Annotated in this window: 23 protein-coding genes and 1 riboswitch; of the genes, 8 read left to right on the forward strand and 15 right to left on the reverse strand. The window is 34.1% G+C overall.

Going from position 1 to position 18133, the window contains the following annotated elements; translation table 11 throughout:
* Positions 1 to 261: 261 nt before the first annotated feature.
* The 5 genes from GW534_RS12860 to GW534_RS12880 all read right to left on the reverse strand — a co-directional run bounded on the left by GW534_RS12860 (position 262) and on the right by GW534_RS12880 (position 4121).
* Entirely contained in the window at positions 262 to 597 is a 336-nt protein-coding gene (locus tag GW534_RS12860; RefSeq protein WP_161921416.1) for a hypothetical protein, read from the reverse strand.
* 126 nt (positions 598 to 723) lie between these two features.
* Complete coding sequence (locus tag GW534_RS16825) at positions 724 to 1002, reverse strand: methyl-accepting chemotaxis domain-containing protein (RefSeq protein WP_161921417.1); 279 nt, start codon at positions 1000 to 1002, stop codon at positions 724 to 726.
* A gap of 182 nt (positions 1003 to 1184) precedes the next feature.
* Positions 1185 to 1394: a copper chaperone CopZ gene (copZ, locus tag GW534_RS12870; RefSeq protein ID WP_161921418.1), complete on the reverse strand. Its 210-nt coding sequence runs from the start codon at positions 1392 to 1394 to the stop codon at positions 1185 to 1187.
* A gap of 27 nt (positions 1395 to 1421) precedes the next feature.
* Positions 1422 to 3803, reverse strand: a complete 2382-nt coding sequence (locus tag GW534_RS12875; protein WP_161921419.1) for a heavy metal translocating P-type ATPase — start codon at positions 3801 to 3803, stop codon at positions 1422 to 1424.
* A gap of 12 nt (positions 3804 to 3815) precedes the next feature.
* Positions 3816 to 4121: a metal-sensing transcriptional repressor gene (locus GW534_RS12880; RefSeq protein WP_161921420.1), complete on the reverse strand. Its 306-nt coding sequence runs from the start codon at positions 4119 to 4121 to the stop codon at positions 3816 to 3818.
* A gap of 272 nt (positions 4122 to 4393) precedes the next feature.
* On the opposite strand from GW534_RS12880, the gene GW534_RS12885 reads away from it, so the two are divergent.
* The 6 genes from GW534_RS12885 (at position 4394) to GW534_RS12910 (ending at position 8379) form a co-directional block, all read left to right on the forward strand.
* Positions 4394 to 5074, forward strand: coding sequence for a multicopper oxidase family protein (locus tag GW534_RS12885; RefSeq protein WP_161921421.1), 681 nt, complete (start codon positions 4394 to 4396; stop codon positions 5072 to 5074).
* A gap of 47 nt (positions 5075 to 5121) precedes the next feature.
* Complete coding sequence (locus GW534_RS12890) at positions 5122 to 6240, forward strand: sensor histidine kinase (RefSeq protein WP_246204147.1); 1119 nt, start codon at positions 5122 to 5124, stop codon at positions 6238 to 6240.
* A 2-nt stretch (positions 6241 to 6242) separates the two neighbouring features.
* Entirely contained in the window at positions 6243 to 6929 is a 687-nt protein-coding gene (locus GW534_RS12895; protein ID WP_161921422.1) for a response regulator transcription factor, read from the forward strand.
* A 120-nt stretch (positions 6930 to 7049) separates the two neighbouring features.
* Positions 7050 to 7559, forward strand: a complete 510-nt coding sequence (locus GW534_RS12900; RefSeq protein WP_161921423.1) for a hypothetical protein — start codon at positions 7050 to 7052, stop codon at positions 7557 to 7559.
* A gap of 206 nt (positions 7560 to 7765) precedes the next feature.
* The gene (locus GW534_RS12905) at positions 7766 to 8185 is read left to right on the forward strand and encodes a DUF6220 domain-containing protein (RefSeq protein ID WP_246204148.1); all 420 of its coding nucleotides are present in this window, start codon (positions 7766 to 7768) and stop codon (positions 8183 to 8185) included.
* The gene (locus GW534_RS12910) at positions 8182 to 8379 is read left to right on the forward strand and encodes a DUF5957 family protein (RefSeq protein ID WP_161921424.1); all 198 of its coding nucleotides are present in this window, start codon (positions 8182 to 8184) and stop codon (positions 8377 to 8379) included. Before GW534_RS12905 ends, GW534_RS12910 begins: the two co-directional genes overlap by 4 nt.
* 493 nt (positions 8380 to 8872) lie before the next feature.
* On the opposite strand, the gene GW534_RS12915 is transcribed toward GW534_RS12910, so the two are convergent.
* From GW534_RS12915 to nadX, 6 genes are all read right to left on the reverse strand, one after another.
* On the reverse strand, positions 8873 to 9052 hold the full coding sequence (locus GW534_RS12915) for a hypothetical protein (RefSeq protein WP_161921425.1): 180 nt from the start codon (positions 9050 to 9052) through the stop codon (positions 8873 to 8875).
* Positions 9053 to 9120: 68 nt separating this feature from the next.
* Positions 9121 to 9327, reverse strand: a complete 207-nt coding sequence (locus tag GW534_RS12920; RefSeq protein WP_161921426.1) for a methyl-accepting chemotaxis domain-containing protein — start codon at positions 9325 to 9327, stop codon at positions 9121 to 9123.
* The gene (locus GW534_RS12925; protein ID WP_161921436.1) at positions 9293 to 9904 is read right to left on the reverse strand and encodes a methyl-accepting chemotaxis protein; all 612 of its coding nucleotides are present in this window, start codon (positions 9902 to 9904) and stop codon (positions 9293 to 9295) included. The genes GW534_RS12920 and GW534_RS12925 overlap by 35 nt, the downstream gene beginning before the upstream one ends.
* 6 nt (positions 9905 to 9910) lie before the next feature.
* Positions 9911 to 10324, reverse strand: a complete 414-nt coding sequence (locus tag GW534_RS12930; RefSeq protein ID WP_161921427.1) for a CHASE3 domain-containing protein — start codon at positions 10322 to 10324, stop codon at positions 9911 to 9913.
* Between the two features lie 77 nt (positions 10325 to 10401).
* Positions 10402 to 10486, reverse strand: a riboswitch (cyclic di-GMP riboswitch).
* Between the two features lie 157 nt (positions 10487 to 10643).
* Positions 10644 to 11630 carry a tRNA dihydrouridine synthase gene (locus GW534_RS12935; RefSeq protein ID WP_161921428.1) on the reverse strand — a complete coding sequence of 329 codons (987 nt, stop codon included), beginning with the start codon at positions 11628 to 11630 and terminating at the stop codon, positions 10644 to 10646.
* Between the two features lie 224 nt (positions 11631 to 11854).
* Entirely contained in the window at positions 11855 to 12631 is a 777-nt protein-coding gene (gene nadX, locus GW534_RS12940) for an aspartate dehydrogenase (RefSeq protein WP_161921429.1), read from the reverse strand.
* Between the two features lie 265 nt (positions 12632 to 12896).
* Between nadX and GW534_RS12945 the strand changes: the two genes are divergently transcribed.
* Positions 12897 to 13349, forward strand: a complete 453-nt coding sequence (locus GW534_RS12945; protein WP_161921430.1) for a hypothetical protein — start codon at positions 12897 to 12899, stop codon at positions 13347 to 13349.
* Positions 13350 to 13411: 62 nt separating this feature from the next.
* Here GW534_RS12945 and GW534_RS12950 read toward each other — a convergent pair whose 3' ends face one another.
* From GW534_RS12950 to GW534_RS12960, 4 genes are all read right to left on the reverse strand, one after another.
* A complete protein-coding gene (locus GW534_RS12950) occupies positions 13412 to 14203 on the reverse strand; it encodes a 3-hydroxybutyrate dehydrogenase (RefSeq protein WP_161921431.1) in 792 nt (263 codons plus the stop codon).
* Positions 14204 to 14211: 8 nt separating this feature from the next.
* Entirely contained in the window at positions 14212 to 14967 is a 756-nt protein-coding gene (pdaA, locus tag GW534_RS12955) for a delta-lactam-biosynthetic de-N-acetylase (protein WP_161921437.1), read from the reverse strand.
* A 144-nt stretch (positions 14968 to 15111) separates the two neighbouring features.
* Positions 15112 to 15288: an SE1561 family protein gene (locus GW534_RS16170; RefSeq protein ID WP_202630931.1), complete on the reverse strand. Its 177-nt coding sequence runs from the start codon at positions 15286 to 15288 to the stop codon at positions 15112 to 15114.
* Positions 15289 to 15422: 134 nt separating this feature from the next.
* Positions 15423 to 16298 carry a YfkD famly protein gene (locus tag GW534_RS12960; RefSeq protein ID WP_161921432.1) on the reverse strand — a complete coding sequence of 292 codons (876 nt, stop codon included), beginning with the start codon at positions 16296 to 16298 and terminating at the stop codon, positions 15423 to 15425.
* 604 nt (positions 16299 to 16902) lie between these two features.
* Between GW534_RS12960 and GW534_RS12965 the strand changes: the two genes are divergently transcribed.
* Positions 16903 to 18093: an MFS transporter gene (locus tag GW534_RS12965; protein ID WP_161921433.1), complete on the forward strand. Its 1191-nt coding sequence runs from the start codon at positions 16903 to 16905 to the stop codon at positions 18091 to 18093.
* Positions 18094 to 18133: the final 40 nt, after the last annotated feature.

Genomic DNA, 18133 nt, shown 5'->3' on the forward strand with positions numbered 1-18133 from the left:
GTTTCTTTTTGGGTTGACTTCCATTTTCAATTATTTCCTCTAGAACTAGTTCCATTTGCATGTTATAATTTGTTTGAATAGTCATTTGATTATTCGTAAAAAATCGTCCTTTCTGTTGAATGTTGTCTCTTCAACTTCATTCTACAAAAAAGGACGATTTTTTGTACCATTAAATAGCAAAAGGGCTAGAACGAAGGTCAATTAAAAATTGACTTTTCGGACAGCCCCCACTTACTTAAAGTAATATGTATATACTAATCTTTATATTTTTTTCCATAATTCAAGGTTTTGCACAGATAAATCTACACATGGAACATCTTTCTTCTTTTTGATACATTTTAAAAAAAATAAGTAATTTTTCACATCACGTATAGCTTGTTGAAAATAATTATTACCACAGTCATTATAGTGTTTTATATATTTATATAAGACTGTTTCATTAATAAATTCGATATACATGATGTCCGTATATTCATAAATATACTTGAATATCCGTTCTAAAGATTCATTAATAATAGGGTAAAATGGATTGCATTTATCTAAAGAAAATTGATCAGCCAATGTTGTATAGCGAACCATGCTTTTTAATTCTATCAATATTAACACCGCCGTATTCTATTATGTTTTTATAAATATTGACAAATTTGGATTTTTTCATTTAAGCAAAAAAAGACCCGATTGTGCATCGGTATAAATTGTTTAATATACTAATAGAAAATCAAGTCATATTATAACAAACATCAACAAAAAAACGGCATTCTTTTTGACCATTAACGATAAAAAGCACACCGTAAAGGGAATTATTCGATAAATATGTGTATCGCTCCAAATATTCGTATAACATAGATCTGCTACATCTTTAATTACTGAAACAAGTTTTGAAATTTCTTGTGATTGTTTGTCCAATCTCTGTACATTTTCTACGGCAGCTCTTACAATTTGATTAATTTTTCTCATTTGTTCCGTTGAAGTAATCATTAGTTCGCTACCCTGTTCTGTCATCCCTAACACATGGTTCTTTTCCCCTATCTTTTTTGATGTATACTAGGATGCTTAATGTATCGGAACATTTTATAAGTTATTAATATGAAATTTATAACAAGTGGTATTTTTTTCCAAAAATCTACAAAATAAAAGCTGATTCTCCAAATGGAAAATCAGCTTTTTAAAAATTTATTAAGTATTTAAGCTTCTACATCATAGCCTTGATCTTCAATTGCTTCTTTCATCTTATCAACAGTAACTTTTGAATCATCAAAAGTAACGTCGACTTTACCAGCTTCTAAGTTTACTTCAGCTGTTGATACACCTTCTAAGTTTTTCAACGCACCTTCAACAGCCATTTTGCAATGACCACATGTCATTCCTCTTACTTCTAATGTTTTTGTTGCCATATTATTTCACCTCCTTTAAAAGTTTATTTATAATTTCACTCGTTTTAATCGGAGAGCGTTAGTAACAACACTAACAGAGCTTAAAGCCATCGCAGCCCCTGCCAGCCATGGAGCTAGAAACCCCGCTGCAGCTATTGGAATCCCGGCAGTATTGTATCCAAACGCCCAAAATAAGTTTTGCTTAATATTTCGGATTGTTGCATGACTAATTTTAATCGCTTTAGGTATAAGAAGGAGTTCTCCACCTAAAATCGTAATATCGGCAGCTTCGATTGCAACTTCAGTACCTGTACCTATCGCAATCCCGATATCTGCTGTAACTAATGCTGGAGCATCGTTCACCCCATCACCAACCATAGCAACTTTCTTACCTTGAGCTTGTAGTTGTTTAACTTTTTCTGCTTTTTCTTCTGGCAGAACTTGAGCGATAACTTGATCAATACCAGCTTGTTTTGCAATCGCTTGAGCAGTTCTTTCATTATCACCTGTCAGCATGACAACTTCGATTCCCATTTCTTTTAACTGTTTAATCGCTTCAGGTGCTGTTTCTTTTATCGTATCCGCTACGGCAATTGTACCGCTATACTCACCATTAATGGCAATTAACATTGCAGTTTTTCCGTTCGTCTCAAATTCAACTAATTTTTCTTCATAACCATCAATATTAATTTGATGGTTATTCATTAACTTTCTATTACCAACTAAAATGTGGTTTCCATCAATTGATGCCTCTATACCATACCCAGGTATTGCTTTAAAGTCTTCAACATCTAGAAATTCAATACCGTTTTCTTCTGCGTACGCAACGATTGCTCCAGCAAGTGGGTGTTCCGAACCTTTTTCAGCACTCGCTAATAATTGTAACGTTTTTTCATTACCTATGAAGTCTGTTACTTCCGGTTTTCCTTTTGTGATTGTCCCTGTTTTATCAAGAACAACTGTATTTATTTGATGGGTTCTTTCTAAATGTTCGCCACCTTTAAAAAGAATCCCTGTCTCAGCAGCTCGACCTGTTCCTACCATAATTGAAGTTGGTGTTGCTAGTCCTAATGCACATGGACATGCTATAACAAGTACCGCAATCGCAGCAATAAGAGCCGGTTCTAACTGGCCAGGTTGTACGAAGGAAATCCAAATTATAAAGGTTAATATAGCAATACCAATAACGATAGGAACGAAATAACCAGATATGACATCAGCTAGTCTCTGAATTGGCGCTTTAGAACCTTGTGCTTCTTCGACCACCTTAATAATGGATGCAAGGGCTGTATCTTTACCTACTTTTGTCGCTTCAATTTCAATTGAACCATTTTTATTCATTGTTGCCCCAATGACATTTGCTCCAGGATTTTTTTCAATCGGAATTGATTCTCCTGTTAACATCGACTCATCGACCGAAGTTCTTCCTTTCACAACAATACCATCCACCGGTATCTTTTCGCCTGGCTTAACAATTAAGTGATCACCAACAACGACCTCTTCTACAGGTATCATCACTTCTTTTCCATCACGTAAAACGCGGGCTTCTTTTGCTTGTAAATTAAGAAGTTCAGATATTGCGTTTGTCGTTTGACTTTTTGCCCGTGCCTCTAAATATTTACCAAATAAAATTAACGTAATTAAAATGGCACTCGTTTCGAAATATAAATGTGGTTCATATGCAGAGTTTCCAAATGTTTTAAGCGCCTCATACAAACTGTAAAAATAGGCAGCACTTGTACCTAAAGCGACAAGTACATCCATGTTCGCTCCACCATTACGGAGATTTTTGTAAGCACCGACATAAAACTGCCAACCAATAATAAATTGAACCGGTGTTGCAAGGATAAATTGGAACCATGGATTCATCAAGATTGCTGGAATATTCATTCCAAATAAATGATCTAACATTGTTACAAGTAATGGTAATGAAAGAAAAGCTGAAATAATGAGTTTTGTTTCCATTGATTTCAGACGCTTTTCTTTATGAGTTTGTTTCTCTTCTGCTTCTTCCTTCGGTTTAGCGTCGTATCCGAGATTGCGAATTTTTTCGATGATTGCCTCGGTATCAACAATTCCAGGATTATATTCGATAGCCGCACTTTCTGTTGTTAAATTGACTGTAGCAAGTTCAATACCTTCTTGCTTATTTAATACTTTTTCAATCCGGTTCGAGCAAGCTGCACAAGTCATCCCTAACACATCAAGTTCTACTTTTTCCGTTAATACACCGTAACCAAGGTTTTCAATTTTTTTCGTAATTTCTTCCACCGATATTTTTTCTGGATTATATTTGACTGTAGCTTTTTCCGTCGTTAAATTAACTTGTGCTTCGACACCCTCCAATTTATTTAACACTTTCTCAACTCGATTGGAACATGCTGCACAAGTCATACCTGTAACACCGAGTGTGATATGTTGTTCTTCCATCTGACTCCCTCCTTACTTACCAAACTGCTTCAAAACACGCATCAATTCATCAATCGTTTCTTGACCTACACCTTTTTGAATTGCGTCACTAACACAATGTTGAATATGCCGTTCAGTAATCGAAAAGCCGACCGATTTTAATGCCGATTGAACAGCACTAATTTGTACCAATATCTCCATACAATATCTGTCATCTTCCACCATTTTTTGTATTCCGCGAATTTGACCTTCAATTCGTTTTAACCGATTTACAATTTTCTTTATTTCTTCTTCTGACCTAGGTGTACTTGGGTGATCATGTAAGAACTTATCCTCCAAATCATTCACATCCCTTTTCTTTATATACTTACCATACCCCAGTACGGTATATTTGTCAACTCTGATACAGGGGGATACAAGGGGATACAAGGGGACGGGTCTCTTGTACCAATTTTAAACATTGAGTTAAATTAAACATTCCTCATGATAATAATTTGAACACAAGCCGAGCTTTGCATGTATGACAGGTACCTTTTTTACCAAAAAAAGAAGACGGGTCCAATGCTAGAGCTTACCACTTCGGATTTGATGACGGACGGTCCTTTCAATTAGTGGCAAATGTTGCGGGATTGCTAGAAAGTCCTGTTGAATTAAATCAAATTATGTTAAGTCCTGGAGAACGGGCAGAAATTGTAGTACACTTCGAACCAGGTGAAGAAACGATTTTACGAAGTTTCAAAGGAGAAAATGGTATTGACCAAAATGATTTTGAGTTTTTAAAAATAATTGCTTCTGAGAATTTAAAGGAAACAAAAGAAATACCTCAAGAACTGTCTACAGAACCAAGGATTGAAGCACCAACCAATGCAAAGGTACAGACTTTCAACTTAACAACCGATTCTAAAATTAATGGTAAAGAGATGGATATGAATCGGATTGATGAAGTCGTTACAGCTAACACGACCGAAATATGGGAAATTACAAATCTCGGTTGGGACCATAACTTTCACATTCACGATGCTGCCTTTCGTATTCTAGATATAAATGGTGATACGCCTCCTATCCATGAAAGAGGTAGAAAAGATACAGTCTTTATCCCAAGCGGTTCAACTGTCCGTATAGCAGTTCAATTCGGTGAATATACAGATCCATCCTTCCCACTCATGTATCATTGTCATATTTTACTCCATGAAGATAAAGGAATGATGGGACAATTTATTATCGTAGAACCGGGCAAAGAAGACGAAGCACCACGATATTTACAAAATAAAGAACACAGTGAACATCATTAAAAAGGCTCATGAATAGAGCCTTCTTTTTTACATAATAAAAGGTTATCATGATTAAAAAAGTAACATTGGACGGTGAAACGATGTCGATTAAAAAACGATTAATTCTCTCAAACCTCGGTATGATTATTATTCCGATACTTTCAATTCTCTTTATTGATATAGTTCTTGTAAACATCATGCTCTTCGTTTTTCATATTGCTCCAAATGAAAATTTACAGTTATTTTTAAACTTACGATTTATAAGCTTTTTAATTGTGCTCATCTTAACAATCGGAATGTTAACATATGCTGTTTCAAAAAGTATTATTCAACCAATCCAAAAACTGGCAGAGGCGGCAGAAAAAATTGCTCACGGAAATTTAGATTTTTCTTTACAAATAAAAGGGAAAGATGAAATTAGCCAACTTACAAAAAGCTTTGAAACAATGAGACAGAAACTAAAAGAAACAGATGAATTAAATAAAAAATATGAACAAAATCGTCGGGAACTGATTGCAAGTATATCCCATGATTTAAAAACACCGATTACTTCAATTAAAGGCTATATTAACGGTATTAAAGACGGCATTGCCAATACACCGGAAAAAATGAGGAGATATATTAATACAATTGAAAATAAAGCGACCGAATTAGATCAATTAATTGACGAGTTATTTTTATACTCAAAATTAAGTGTTAACAAGGTGCAATACCATTTTGTACCATTGGATTTAAAAGCATTTTTACAAGATTACATCGATGAACTAAGTTTTGATTTGGCGGAAAAAAGTGGTGAGATATCCCTTCATGTCGAAAAAAACCAATATTATAAAGTTTTAGCTGATCGGAACCATCTCCATCGTGTCATAACGAATTTAATACAAAACAGTTTAAAATATATGGATAAGGAAACACCGAAAATTACAGTTAGCCTTTCTAGTTCTGAAGACTACATTAAAGTAGGAGTAACAGATAATGGTAGCGGTATTGATCAAAAAGCACTTCCATATATATTTGACCAATTTTACCGAACGGATGAGTCAAGAAATTCCTCAACAGGTGGGAGTGGTATTGGCCTTGCTATCGTTAAGCAAATCATTGAGGATCATGGTGGTACTGTTTGGGCTGAGAGTGAAAAAAATATCGGTACTACTATACTTTTTACATTACCGAAAGCAGGTGACTAAGTTTGAAAAGAATTTTAATTATTGAAGATGAAATAGAAATTGCAGAATTAGAACGAGATTATTTAGAAGTTAATGGATTTCAATGTGATATTGTTTTAACAGGAAACGAAGGACTGGAAAAAGCAATAAACGAATCATATGACCTCATATTGCTCGATTTAATGTTACCGGGAATCGATGGCTTTGCATTATGTAAAGAAATTCGTAAAGTAAAAGATATCCCTATTTTAATGGTAACCGCACGTAAGGAAGATATTGATATTATTCGTGGCTTAGACCGTGGTGCAGATGATTTTATCGCAAAACCTTTTAATCCAAATGAATTAGTAGCCCGAGTAAAGGCCCACCTATCCCGTTATGAGCGTTTAGTAAGTCGAAATCAACCGAAAAAGGAAATTCAAATACGTGGGTTACTCATTGACCAGGAGGCCAGACGTGTTTTTATTAATGGTGAAGAAAAAATTTTCACTGTGAAGGAGTTTGATTTGCTCACGTTTTTAGCCCTTCATCCAAATCAAGTCTTTAGCAAAGATCATTTATTTGAACGCATTTGGGGAATAGATGCGCTAGGTGATACATCGACGGTCACTGTCCATATCCGGAAAATTCGTGAGAAAATTGAACAAGATCCTTCTAATCCAGAATTTATTGAAACAGTTTGGGGAGTTGGGTACCGCTTTAAAAAATAGTATTTTTCAAATAAAGATTTAGTAAAATGAGTTCAAAATCTAATTGATTTTGGCTCTTTTTTTTGCTATTTTTGAAACAACTTTAAAAACTATTCGTATAAAAATAATGAGGTGAACAATGTGAAACTATTAATCTCGATTGCAATTGTCATATTTCTTATTTCATTTATATTACTTTTCGTATTTTTTCATAAAGAAAACAAGTTAGAATCTGAAGAGGAAAAATCGAGTTTTATTATGATGATCGTTATGGCCATACTATTCTCTTTAATTATTTCAATTGCATTAGGGCTTTTCTTCCTAGCAATCATTGGTTCAACGAGTATTGTTAATACCGTATTCTCATTGGATATAAGTTTGAATCAACTCATCATCTTATCCCTAGCGTTTTTAGCTTACATATTTATCTTAGACGATATTGTTGAATTTATTTTTGAATTTCTTGTAGGGAAAAAAATCATAGTATTGATGATTTTAGCTCTTGTAAGAATCATTGCTTTTTACTGGATTGGACTTCTCAATGGATTGAATCAAAATGTTAGTTTCACCCTTGCCATCGGTGTAACATTAATCATCTTTGTAATCGAAAGTTTAAATAACATGAGAGAAAAAAGTAAACAAGCGAATTAATAGTTTTCATGGGCTCAAATATAAATTTGAGCTTTTTATTTTGCTTTGATACAGGGGGATACAGGGGGACGGGTCCCTTGTACCATTCTTTTATTTTTATGAACTAAATACAAATGTTTCTATTTAAGAAAAATTTAAGATTCTAATAAGAAATAGTTTAAAACCTCTCTGTAAACTGAATGTAGTTTGTAAGGGAGGTTTTATTATTGGATAAAGAAAACATTTCAACTGTAGCAAAAATTAGTCGTGGTTTATTTTTACTGTTTTCTAGTGTGTTTTTTATCGCTGTTTTAACACAAATATTTTTAGCTGGTTTAGCAATTTTCGTAAATCCTGTCCACTGGATGAATCATACAAACTTTATTCATTTATTTGGCTTTAATATCCCAGTCCTATTACTTTTACTATGTTATCTCGGAAAGTTGCCACACTGGGCATATCTTTACGTATTTGGACTCATATCAGGTGTATTTCTTATGTATTTCACAGCAAACTTTACTGATCTCATTCGTTGGATTGGAGCATTACACCCGGTCATTGCTGGTTTTTTAGCTATTCTAGCTTTTCAATTAGTGAAAAAAATAATTCTATTAATTTTTAAAAAAAGGAGAAGTGAATATAGTTGAAAATTTTTGTAGCAATTATTGTAGGTTTAGTAGGTGGATTTATTTTAGGAGTGGCACTTTCAAGCTTCATTGGAATTTTGGGTATGACTGTATTAAGCCAACCACTTGGCATTAAATACTTGCCGTATATTACAGCATTTATATGTGCAATAGTTTTACCAGTATTGGAATATAAAAAACAAGTAAAGCAATAGGTTAAGGTGTTAATTCTCCATAACATTTCAAATGTCATATTATTAGTTTTTGTCCTCGAAACTGGCTTTCGAGGACATTTCAAATCAACTTTCATACCATTTTGTCTACGAGAGCGCCTGTCGAGGACATTTCAGTTCAAAATTCACATTATTTTGTCCACGAGAGCGCTTCTCAATGACATTTCATATCAACCTTCAGACCATTTTGTCATCGAGAACGACTCTCAATGACATTTCATATCAACTTTCAGACCATTTTGTCATCGAGAGCGCCTGTCGAGGACATTTCAGATCAAAATTCACATTATTTTGTCCACGAGAGCGCTTCTCAATGACATTTCATATCAACCTTCAGACCATTTTGTCATCGAGACCCACTCTCAATGACGGCCCACTATCGATAACATCTCTATTTAAATACCATAAGCTTATGTCATTGAGAATTAAAAAACGGATTGCTTCCATCTTCCCGAAGCAATCCATACCATAAATATTACAGTTTAAACTTAGAAATTAACTCATTTAGCTCTTCTGCTAGTTCAGCTAATTGTTTCGATCCGTTAGCAATTTCTTCTAACGTACCATTTGTATGCTGGATAGACGCTGCCGTTTCTTCTACCCCTGCAGCTGATTCTTCAGCTGTGGCTGCAATTTCTTGTACAGAACTACTCATTTCTTGACTTGTTGCTGCAACCTCCTCTAGGTTTGCAGAAATATTTTTAATTAATTTACCTACTTCTGTTATACCTTCACTAATATCTTTAAACGTATTGTATTACCTGTCGTTTCGATTTCTTCAGTACCTACTTCAACTTCTTTATAACCTTCTTGTAAAGATTCTGTTACAACAAAAAATCCATTTTGAATACTTTCAACGATACTTGTAATTTCACCAACAGAAGATGCCGTTTGTTCAGCAATTAGCAACAACCGAAAATCCTTTTCCATGTTCACCTGCTCTTGCTGCCTCAATCGAAGCATTTAAAGCAAGTAAATTTGTTTGATTCGCTATATCTTTAATGACAGTAACTAATTTCGAAATTTCATGAGATTGTTCATTTAATTTTTGTAAGTTAATAACAGACTCTTTTACAATAGCATCAATCGTATGCATCTGTTTTGTTGAATCCATCATTAACTGACTTCCGACATTTGTCATCTCAAGCATTTTTGTTGATTTCTCTTCAGCATATTCCCCATTTTCATTAGCCTCTTGAATATTTGCTGAAAACTCAACCATAGCATTTGATAAGTCCGATGAACTATTCACTTGATTTTCTGAACCGGCGGCTAATTCCTGCATTGTTGCCGAAATTTGTTCAGCACTAGTAGTCACTTCATGGGCTGCCTGTGCAAGTTCTTCACTATGACTTGATACTATTTCAGAAACTTCATTTATTTTACTTATTACAGTTTTCATTTGTTCCGACATTGTGTTCTTCGCGGTAATGAGCTCACCGATTTCATCTTTTGTTTTTGCTGCTAACTTTTCGGTTGTTAAATCGCCACGTGCAATGGCATTCATTTGATTTCAAACTAAAAATATCGGTTTTGAAATATAAGTTCCAGAAACGATAGCAATAATAAAGGCAATTGTACTTAAAATTGTAGTTTGTGTAAAGTTTGCAGCAGCACTTTTTTGATTTTCCGCACTTTTTTGTTCATACGTAATTAATTTATCGATACGTTCAGATGCTACACGAAACTGGTCTTTATATTTGGCATCACCATACAACATATAGCCACGATAACTACTAGTTTCTGTTTCAATTTCAGTTTGCAACTTTTGAGCAATATTATTCAACTGTGAAATCCCGTTCAATAAATATTCATAAAAATCATTCGTCTTTTTTGAAAAATAAATTGTTATCATCGTGTTAATAGTAAAAATGAAAGCAATAAGTATAAATGAGTAAATAAGTTTTCGCTTTAAAGTCATTTTCATATATGTATAGCTCCCCCTACTTATATAAAAAATAAGACTATTTTTTAAAAAATAGCCAATAACCAAACAAACTATATATTGGCAACCAGGCGATCATAGTCTACTGACCTTACACCCTTGGCTTTGCGTCCTACCCTTTCGAATAGTTTGCCGTTTTCATTTTTCGAAAATTTGTTATTTATTTCACAAAGCAAGTTATAGTATTTATCACCATTTAAGTAAATATCAATCAAAAGATCATAAACTAGCATTTTTTCCCAATTCTAGTTTTACAAAATTAGCCGATTGGCCGTATAAACCAGTCGGCTAAACCTTTTTTCTATTCTACTATGAATACATCAGCATTTTCTCGTTCAAATGCAGCAAGCATTTCACGTACTTCATCGGTCGTTTTCGTACTCATCAATTGATGGCGTAATTCACTTGCCCCACGAAATCCTTTTACATAAATTTTGAAAAAGCGTTGTAGTTGTGCAAATGGTCGCGGCTCTAACTCCTGCGAGTATTTATCAAATAAATCTAAATGTAATCTTAAAAGATCAAGTAACTCCTTACTGCTATGCGCCTTAGGTTCTTTTTCAAAGGCATACGGATTTTTAAATATGCCCCGGCCGATCATTACACCGTCCACACCGTATTTTTCAACTAATTCCAATCCTGTTTTTCGATCAGGTATATCTCCATTAATTGTTAAAAGTGTTTGTGGCGCAATTTCATCACGTAATTTTTTAATCTCCGGGATAAGTTCCCAATGAGCAGCGACTTTACTCATTTCTTTTCTTGTCCGTAAATGGATGGAAAGATTCGCAATATCTTGTTTCAATATATGAGTCAGCCAATCCCGCCATTCATCAACATGTGTATAACCTAACCTCGTTTTCACACTTACTGGAAGACCACCAGCTTTTGCTGCTTCAATTAGTTCAGCGGCGACATCCGGTCTTTTAATTAGACCAGATCCTTTTCCGTCTCCAGCTACATTCGGTACGGGACACCCCATATTAATATCGATGCCACTAAAACCTTCCTCTGCCATTCCGATACTCATTTGACGAAACTTATCAGGTTTATCTCCCCAAATGTGAGCGACTATCGGCTGTTCATCTTCAGTAAAAAGTAAACGCCCCCGTACACTTTTCTGCCCTTCAGGATGGCAGTAACTTTCTGAATTCGTAAATTCAGTAAAAAATACATCTGGTCTCGCCGCTGCACTTACAACATGGCGAAAAACCACATCAGTTACATCTTCCATCGGTGCCAATATAAAAAACGGACGCGGAAGATTGTGCCAAAAATTATTTTTCATCTATAAATTCAACCTCTCATTCGGTGGTAAAGTTTATAATATAGAAATTACATTAAATTATCCTTTCTCACTTATATCATGAATGGATACTTTTTATCAAATGGAATTATTTTTATGTTTTGAATAACATATAAACATTTATAACTTTGTTAATAAATTCACTACCCATATTATAAAAAAGCTGAATCCATATATAAGGACCCAGCTCACTGTTTTATTAAGTATTATCCAATTTTAAAATTATAATTAATCCGCTTTAGTGTTCCTAAAATACTCATCGCTGCTAAATAACTTGTTCTTGGATTTTCTGGCAGTGGATTGTTTGTAATTGTAAATGTTGCTTCACCAAAATCACCGACAATTTCAATTTGATGAATATTTTTATCAATATGTGGATCAGCTATAAGTCGTACATTCGTAAAATCAATTCCAAGTCCAGCAAGGGAAAGAACGATAGAAACATTCATATTTCGTGGGAATAATTTAATTGCATCTACTGCTTTTCCTTCAAAAACAACTCTTTCACTAGTAATTTCCTTTTCTATTAAAGTTTTAGCAGGTTTACGTGTTGTTAATGTTACTTTATCTACCGTACCTAAAGCATGTGCATTTTGTAATAAGTCTAAACCACCAATTGCACCAGACGATAAGTATACATTATTTTTATATTCCGAAATAAGATTACTTACTTCTGCAAGTAAAGTTGAATCCGCAAACGCTCCGATACTAATGACAATTGCATCTTTTTTCTTAAGTATAGTCGGTAATAAACACTCCACAGTCGTAATATTTGCCGCTTCAACTACAATGTCGATATCTGAATCAAGAAACTCATCAAGTTCTGTATACAAATTTACGGCATATTTCGATTCTAAATGCTTATATTTTTCCTTATTACGCACAAATACACTATTTATCCGCAAATTTTCTTGTTGTTGCTCATTAATTTTTTCAAATAAAAAGTTCGCAATCGCTCCTGCTCCAATAACACCGATCTTCATTGTTGTCCTCCTTAAAAAAGTAGAAAGTACTAGAAAAGAAGTATGATATATAAACACAATGATGCTTTAGTCTTATGCACTTATAAAACATTCTACATATGAATCTTTCATTCTTTCAAGTTTAAGTGCTTTTTATAAATTAGAATAGTTGTTGTAAATTAGTCGAAAAACTAGGCAAGACCTATATTCTAATTAACTAAAATAAATTTCGATAATTCATCGAAATCTGATAAAATAATACTAACTATTTTACAGGGGGTTCTCCATGGTGGGAAAGTTTAAAACTTGGTTACAAAAAGCAATTCGTGTTTTATCAGCAATGATTGCCGTTTCCGTATTTTTTTATATTCTTGTCTTTTTATTCGGATTTGTACCGTACGGATATAATATATTGGAAGAAAATGGGGATCAGTTAACAGTAAAATCATATACCGTCATTGGAACTACGGATAAAATTTATGAATATACACCCGGTGCGGAAGATTTATGGACAAGTGAAGATATTAAGCGGATCATTAAGAATGAAAAGTGGTATTATGTCTTATTATTTACTGCCGTAACGATATCAACGTACTTTTTCGTTAAAATGAAACGTGAAGGTCAAAGTTTTTTCCGTGCTTTAATGAATAGTTATTTGTTTTTCTCATTACTCATTCCTGTAATTTTACTCCGTAATCACCTTATTGCTCTAGATATAATATTTGGAAATATAAAATAAAAGTCTGGCCTCAACTCGAGCCAGACCTTTATTTTTCCTTATAAATTATCGAAAGTAACAGGTTACTGTGCTGTATATCCTCCATCTAACACAACGGATTGCCCGGTTACCCCTTTTGCTTTTTCACTTGCTAAAAATAAGCAGTAATCCGCTATTTCTTGAACATTAATTAAACGTTTTTGCGGAATAAGTGGATATAGGACTTCTTCTAAAACTTTATTTACCGAAATCCCTCTCGTTTTTGCTAGATCATCGAATTGTCCGCGCACTAAAGGCGTGTCAACATATCCTGGACAAATCGCATTAACTGTAATGCCATAATCTGCAGCTTCAAGGGCGGCTACTTTTGTTAAACCGATGACACCATGCTTCGCACTATTATATGCAGCTTTACCTGCAAAACCAATAAGACCATTGATTGAGGCCATATTAATAATTCTACCGAACTTTTGTTTTTTCATAATCGGGAAAACCTTTTTAATTGCCATAGAAGGCGCAATCTGCATTACCTTAATCATGTATTCAAACTTTTCTGTAGGAAACTCTTCAATGTTCGAAACATGTTGTAGTCCAGCATTATTAATTAATACGTCTAAACGCCCATAATTAGCCATTGTCTCATCAATACTTTCAATAATTTCTTTCTCTTCCGTTACGTCAACTTTCAAACCAAGACATTCGTACCCTTCTTCTTTTAGATTCCTTGTCACTTCTTTTACTTTTTCTTCATTTATATCAGTAATAACCACTTTTGCGCCGGCGACTCCGGCGGGACAAGCACGAAGCGAAGACCCCGCAGGCGAGCTTGCGAGTCCGAGGAGGCTGAGGCCGTGCCCGCGGAAAGCGTCCGCCAAAGAAGCTGTTAATAAATTATACTTTTATCATCTAAAGACTCCGTTAATAAATAGTCATTTAAACTTTTAAAAGTATATCCTCTTTTCTTAATATCAATAATCGCTTTTTCTAACGCCTCTGCATTATCCTTTGATACGGTATGTAATAAAATAACAGCCCCTGGATGAATTTGCTTCATCATTTCATTGTAGGCATATTGCCAGCCACGTTGTTGATCCGTTTTCCAGTCAACAAAGGCGAGTGACCATAACACATGAATATATCCAGCTTCTCGAGAAACTTTTAACGTTCTCTCACTTAAAATTCCTCGTGGCGGACGTACAAAAATCATATCTTTCTGCCCGGTCAATTCCTTCGTTTTTTCCTTTACTTTATCCAGTTCCTCTTTTATTCGTTCATCGGAAAGTTGGGTAAAATCAGGATGACTCCAGGAATGATTGCCAACGATATGACCTTCTTCAACCATCCGTTCTACTAAATCAGGGGATGATTCTAAATAATGGCCTGTTACAAAAAAAGTCGCTGGAACTTTTTCTTTTTTTAACACATCTAAAATTTGGGCAGTATACCCATTTTCATAACCATTATCAAAGGTTAAATAAACCGTTTTCCCATCCGGACTTCCTTTATAAAAGGCATCATACTTTTTTAACAGTTCATCATATTTCTCACCAGCTTCTGGGGGCACTTCATTTCTAGCCTTTTTAAATCCCCAATGAATTGGTGTGTTTGAAACAGCTAATACGGAATTAGATAACAACATTAAACTCAAAAAAGCAACAATAAAAACAAATGCTTTTTTCAAAATTCCTCTTCCTTTCCTTTTTACTTTAGTTTCCCTTACGGAAAGGAATTCATGCGAAATTTGATTAAAAAAACTCTCTACAATTTGTAGAGAGTCTTACGTTCACTTTTCATCTTCTTTTAGTTCATTAAACTTTTCCTCTATGTCATCAATCATTTGAATTAAATGGTCGATTTCATCTAAGTCAACTTTCTCCGGTTCAATCGTTTCTAAGGTTTCAATAAAAGAGTTAAATCGTTCCTGTAAAACATCCAATTGATTTTTCTCCGTTTTTTGCAAAGAAATTACTCCCTTTAAGTTTTCTCATTCGTTCTTATTATACACCTTCTTTCTTTTTGGGAAACATATTCTTGTTAATTTCCAAAAAATAATTTTTTTAAAGATATGTGTAAAATGATGAGAACCATAAAAAATTATCTCGGCACTTCTACCGCATTAAATTTATATGACAAATGATCTTGAATTGGAATCCAAGCACCAATTCCTTGTGATGTTACATTTTTAACGTTAATAAACCTTTTACCACCCTTTAATGCAAGATAAACCTCACCATATGTGACAGTACCCTTTTCATTAACCGCCGTTGCATATGCATCTAAATATCCAAGCATTTTCGGTGGGATATTGTAATAATGATCTTTCTTTGTTCCAGCACCGACAACAGTTTCAAAGGACAATGGTAATTGTGTTTTTTCTGCAGCTTTTAATAACATCATTTTCTTTACATCATTTGCTCGTGGTACTTTGGCTGTTAACCCACCTCGAACAATTTTTTGCGCTTCTTGTACGTAATGGAATTTATAAGGGGCTTTGCCACCACGATTATCGTAAAAGTTTGTGTTTACCTTTTGGTATTCCCAGTTCGTCGCGGTTTCCTTAGATTCATAATTTAATGGCCACCTTCCTAAATAAATTGTAGCGCGATAGCCTAAAGCAAGAATCGGTTTATTAATCGTTGTTTCATTCAACAATAAAATCAAATCAGGATTTTCAATTTTTACTTCTGACGTTTCTAATAACGATTTCGTTAATTTACTTGGTTCCAATTGCGGCAAATCTTGTGATGGATTCGGATACGTATTTTCCTTCGCAACATTTAAAACATATTCTGGAATTTTAAATTTAACTGATAAATCCTCTTTTTCTTCTTTCTTCTCTTCTTGTTTTTCCTCTTGTTTCGGTTCTTTATCTTTTTCTTCTTTTGCAGCAAACCCTGTATGTGCATTCAGAAAGGCTGTTAATAACAATATCAATACTAATAATAACGGTTGGATTTTTCCTCTTTTCATGTTGTAAAAATCTCCTTCCATGGTACTTTTGCCCTTATTTTTCACAAACCTTGTCAATCTTATCCACAAATTTTTACTGTAAAAATTTAAATATAGTTAGAATATTGACAAATTGTCTGTAATAACATTAATAATACCAACAGGCAAAGGAGGGAAGGGTAAGCTCCACTAAAGAAACGAAGTTGAGGAGGGATAAGAAGACAAACGCCCATTAAATAATTCCAACAAAATTTGACATGAGGCGTAGTTGTTCTTATACGGAAGGAAAGTATCAAGTTTAATACTTTCTATAGTTTTGACAGCGTTTTCGGATAGTTGGATTGCATGAGCCTTTCTGCTTGTTAGCCAGTTTAAAATGGGTGGTGATCTATGAAGTATTAATCTAAAAAGTATATATGGTTATTTTTAAATACCGGGTGGTTTAGAATCACCCGGATTATTTTTATTCAATCTAATTTTGTTTACTGCACTTATAGCAAACTGGTTCTCTACAATTTTCCTAAATATTTTACTTGTCAATTTTAAAGTTCAGCTATATCATCAAGGTGGAGTATCGATAAACAGAACTTAACAAAAACAATATCAACTTTAGGAGTAACATTATATGAATCAACAAACAATGCGTTTATGGCTGCTTATTACCCTCGTTAGTATATCTGGACTTTCACAAGGAATGTTATTACCAACTGTTGCTGTAATTTTAGAAAATCATGGTGTCCCACCTACAGTTAATGGACTTCATGCAACCGGACTATATATCGGTGTGTTACTTGCCTCTCCATTTATGGAAGTTCCATTAAGAAAATTTGGTTATAAACCTCTAATTGTTGTAGGCGGTTTAGCCGTTGTGCTTTCCTTATTTGCTTTTACATTATGGGATTCCCTAATTTTTTGGTTCATTTTACGATTGTTAATAGGTATCGGTGATCAGGCTTTACATTTTTCATCACAAACATGGATTACGTCTTTTTCGCCTCCAGAAAAAAGAGGAAGAAATATTTCTTTATACGGACTATCCTTCGGTATTGGATTTGCAGTCGGGCCATTATTTACAAGACTAATTCAGTTCAACGAAGAACTTCCTTTTCTTATCGCTGGAACGATTAGCCTTATTACTTGGTCATCAGCCTTTTTACTAAAGAACGAATATCCTGAGCAAATCGAAAAAGAAAATCAATTGGTACAGGCACATTCAATCGTTAAAAACTATAGTAAAATTCTCCGATATGCATGGGCCCCATTATTACCAGCTGCCTGTTATGGGGTTTTAGAAGCATCGTTAAACGGTAATTTCCCTGTATACGGCTTACGTTTAGGCTTTGATGTTCAAGACTTATCATTAATGATTTCTGCATTTGCCATTGGTGGGATTGTATTTCAATTACCCCTCGGTATTATGAGTGATCGTTTCGGTCGAAGAAAAGTATTGCTTGCCGTAATGCTCATCGGTAGTATTATCTTTTTTGTTGCTGGATTATTTGAACATTCCTCAATAATGCTGTTAATATTATTTTTCATGGCAGGTATGATTCTTGGTTCAACGTATTCATTAAGCCTAGCTTATTTAACAGACACGGTTGAAAAACGTCTACTACCTACAGGAAATATATTAATTAGTATTTGTTTTAGCATCGGAAGTATTATTGGCCCTTTCTTAGGCGGACTTGCCATTGACCAATTTTCAAACTTTAGCTTTTTGTACTTTATTGCTATTATTTTATTCCTCATTTATATTGGACTTTTATCATATCGAAGGGAAGAAAAACACAGTCATTCCTTAAATAAAACTGGATAGTGACATTGATTTAGCTGACCTGTTTATAGGTCAGCTTATT

Source organism: Pallidibacillus pasinlerensis (genome assembly GCF_009996845.1).
GTDB lineage: Bacteria > Bacillota > Bacilli > Bacillales > Caldibacillaceae > Pallidibacillus > Pallidibacillus pasinlerensis.

What these genes read in the sequence shown, in the direction of transcription:
- nadX (WP_161921429.1), bottom strand. Translation starts at nt 12,631, where the DNA reads ATGAAGATCGGTGTTATTGGAGCAGGAGCGATTGCGAACTTTTTATTT.
- GW534_RS12960 (WP_161921432.1), bottom strand. Translation starts at nt 16,298, where the DNA reads ATGAAAAGAGGAAAAATCCAACCGTTATTATTAGTATTGATATTGTTA.
- GW534_RS12925 (WP_161921436.1), bottom strand. Translation starts at nt 9,904, where the DNA reads ATGAATGCCATTGCACGTGGCGATTTAACAACCGAAAAGTTAGCAGCA.
- GW534_RS12935 (WP_161921428.1), bottom strand. Translation starts at nt 11,630, where the DNA reads ATGAAAAATAATTTTTGGCACAATCTTCCGCGTCCGTTTTTTATATTG.
- GW534_RS12875 (WP_161921419.1), bottom strand. Translation starts at nt 3,803, where the DNA reads ATGGAAGAACAACATATCACACTCGGTGTTACAGGTATGACTTGTGCA.
- GW534_RS12920 (WP_161921426.1), bottom strand. Translation starts at nt 9,327, where the DNA reads ATGGAAAAGGATTTTCGGTTGTTGCTAATTGCTGAACAAACGGCATCT.
- GW534_RS12945 (WP_161921430.1), top strand. Translation starts at nt 12,897, where the DNA reads ATGGTGGGAAAGTTTAAAACTTGGTTACAAAAAGCAATTCGTGTTTTA.
- GW534_RS12930 (WP_161921427.1), bottom strand. Translation starts at nt 10,324, where the DNA reads ATGAAAATGACTTTAAAGCGAAAACTTATTTACTCATTTATACTTATT.
- GW534_RS16825 (WP_161921417.1), bottom strand. Translation starts at nt 1,002, where the DNA reads ATGACAGAACAGGGTAGCGAACTAATGATTACTTCAACGGAACAAATG.
- copZ (WP_161921418.1), bottom strand. Translation starts at nt 1,394, where the DNA reads ATGGCAACAAAAACATTAGAAGTAAGAGGAATGACATGTGGTCATTGC.
- GW534_RS12965 (WP_161921433.1), top strand. Translation starts at nt 16,903, where the DNA reads ATGAATCAACAAACAATGCGTTTATGGCTGCTTATTACCCTCGTTAGT.
- pdaA (WP_161921437.1), bottom strand. Translation starts at nt 14,967, where the DNA reads ATGTTGTTATCTAATTCCGTATTAGCTGTTTCAAACACACCAATTCAT.
- GW534_RS12890 (WP_246204147.1), top strand. Translation starts at nt 5,122, where the DNA reads ATGATTAAAAAAGTAACATTGGACGGTGAAACGATGTCGATTAAAAAA.
- GW534_RS12915 (WP_161921425.1), bottom strand. Translation starts at nt 9,052, where the DNA reads ATGAGTAGTTCTGTACAAGAAATTGCAGCCACAGCTGAAGAATCAGCT.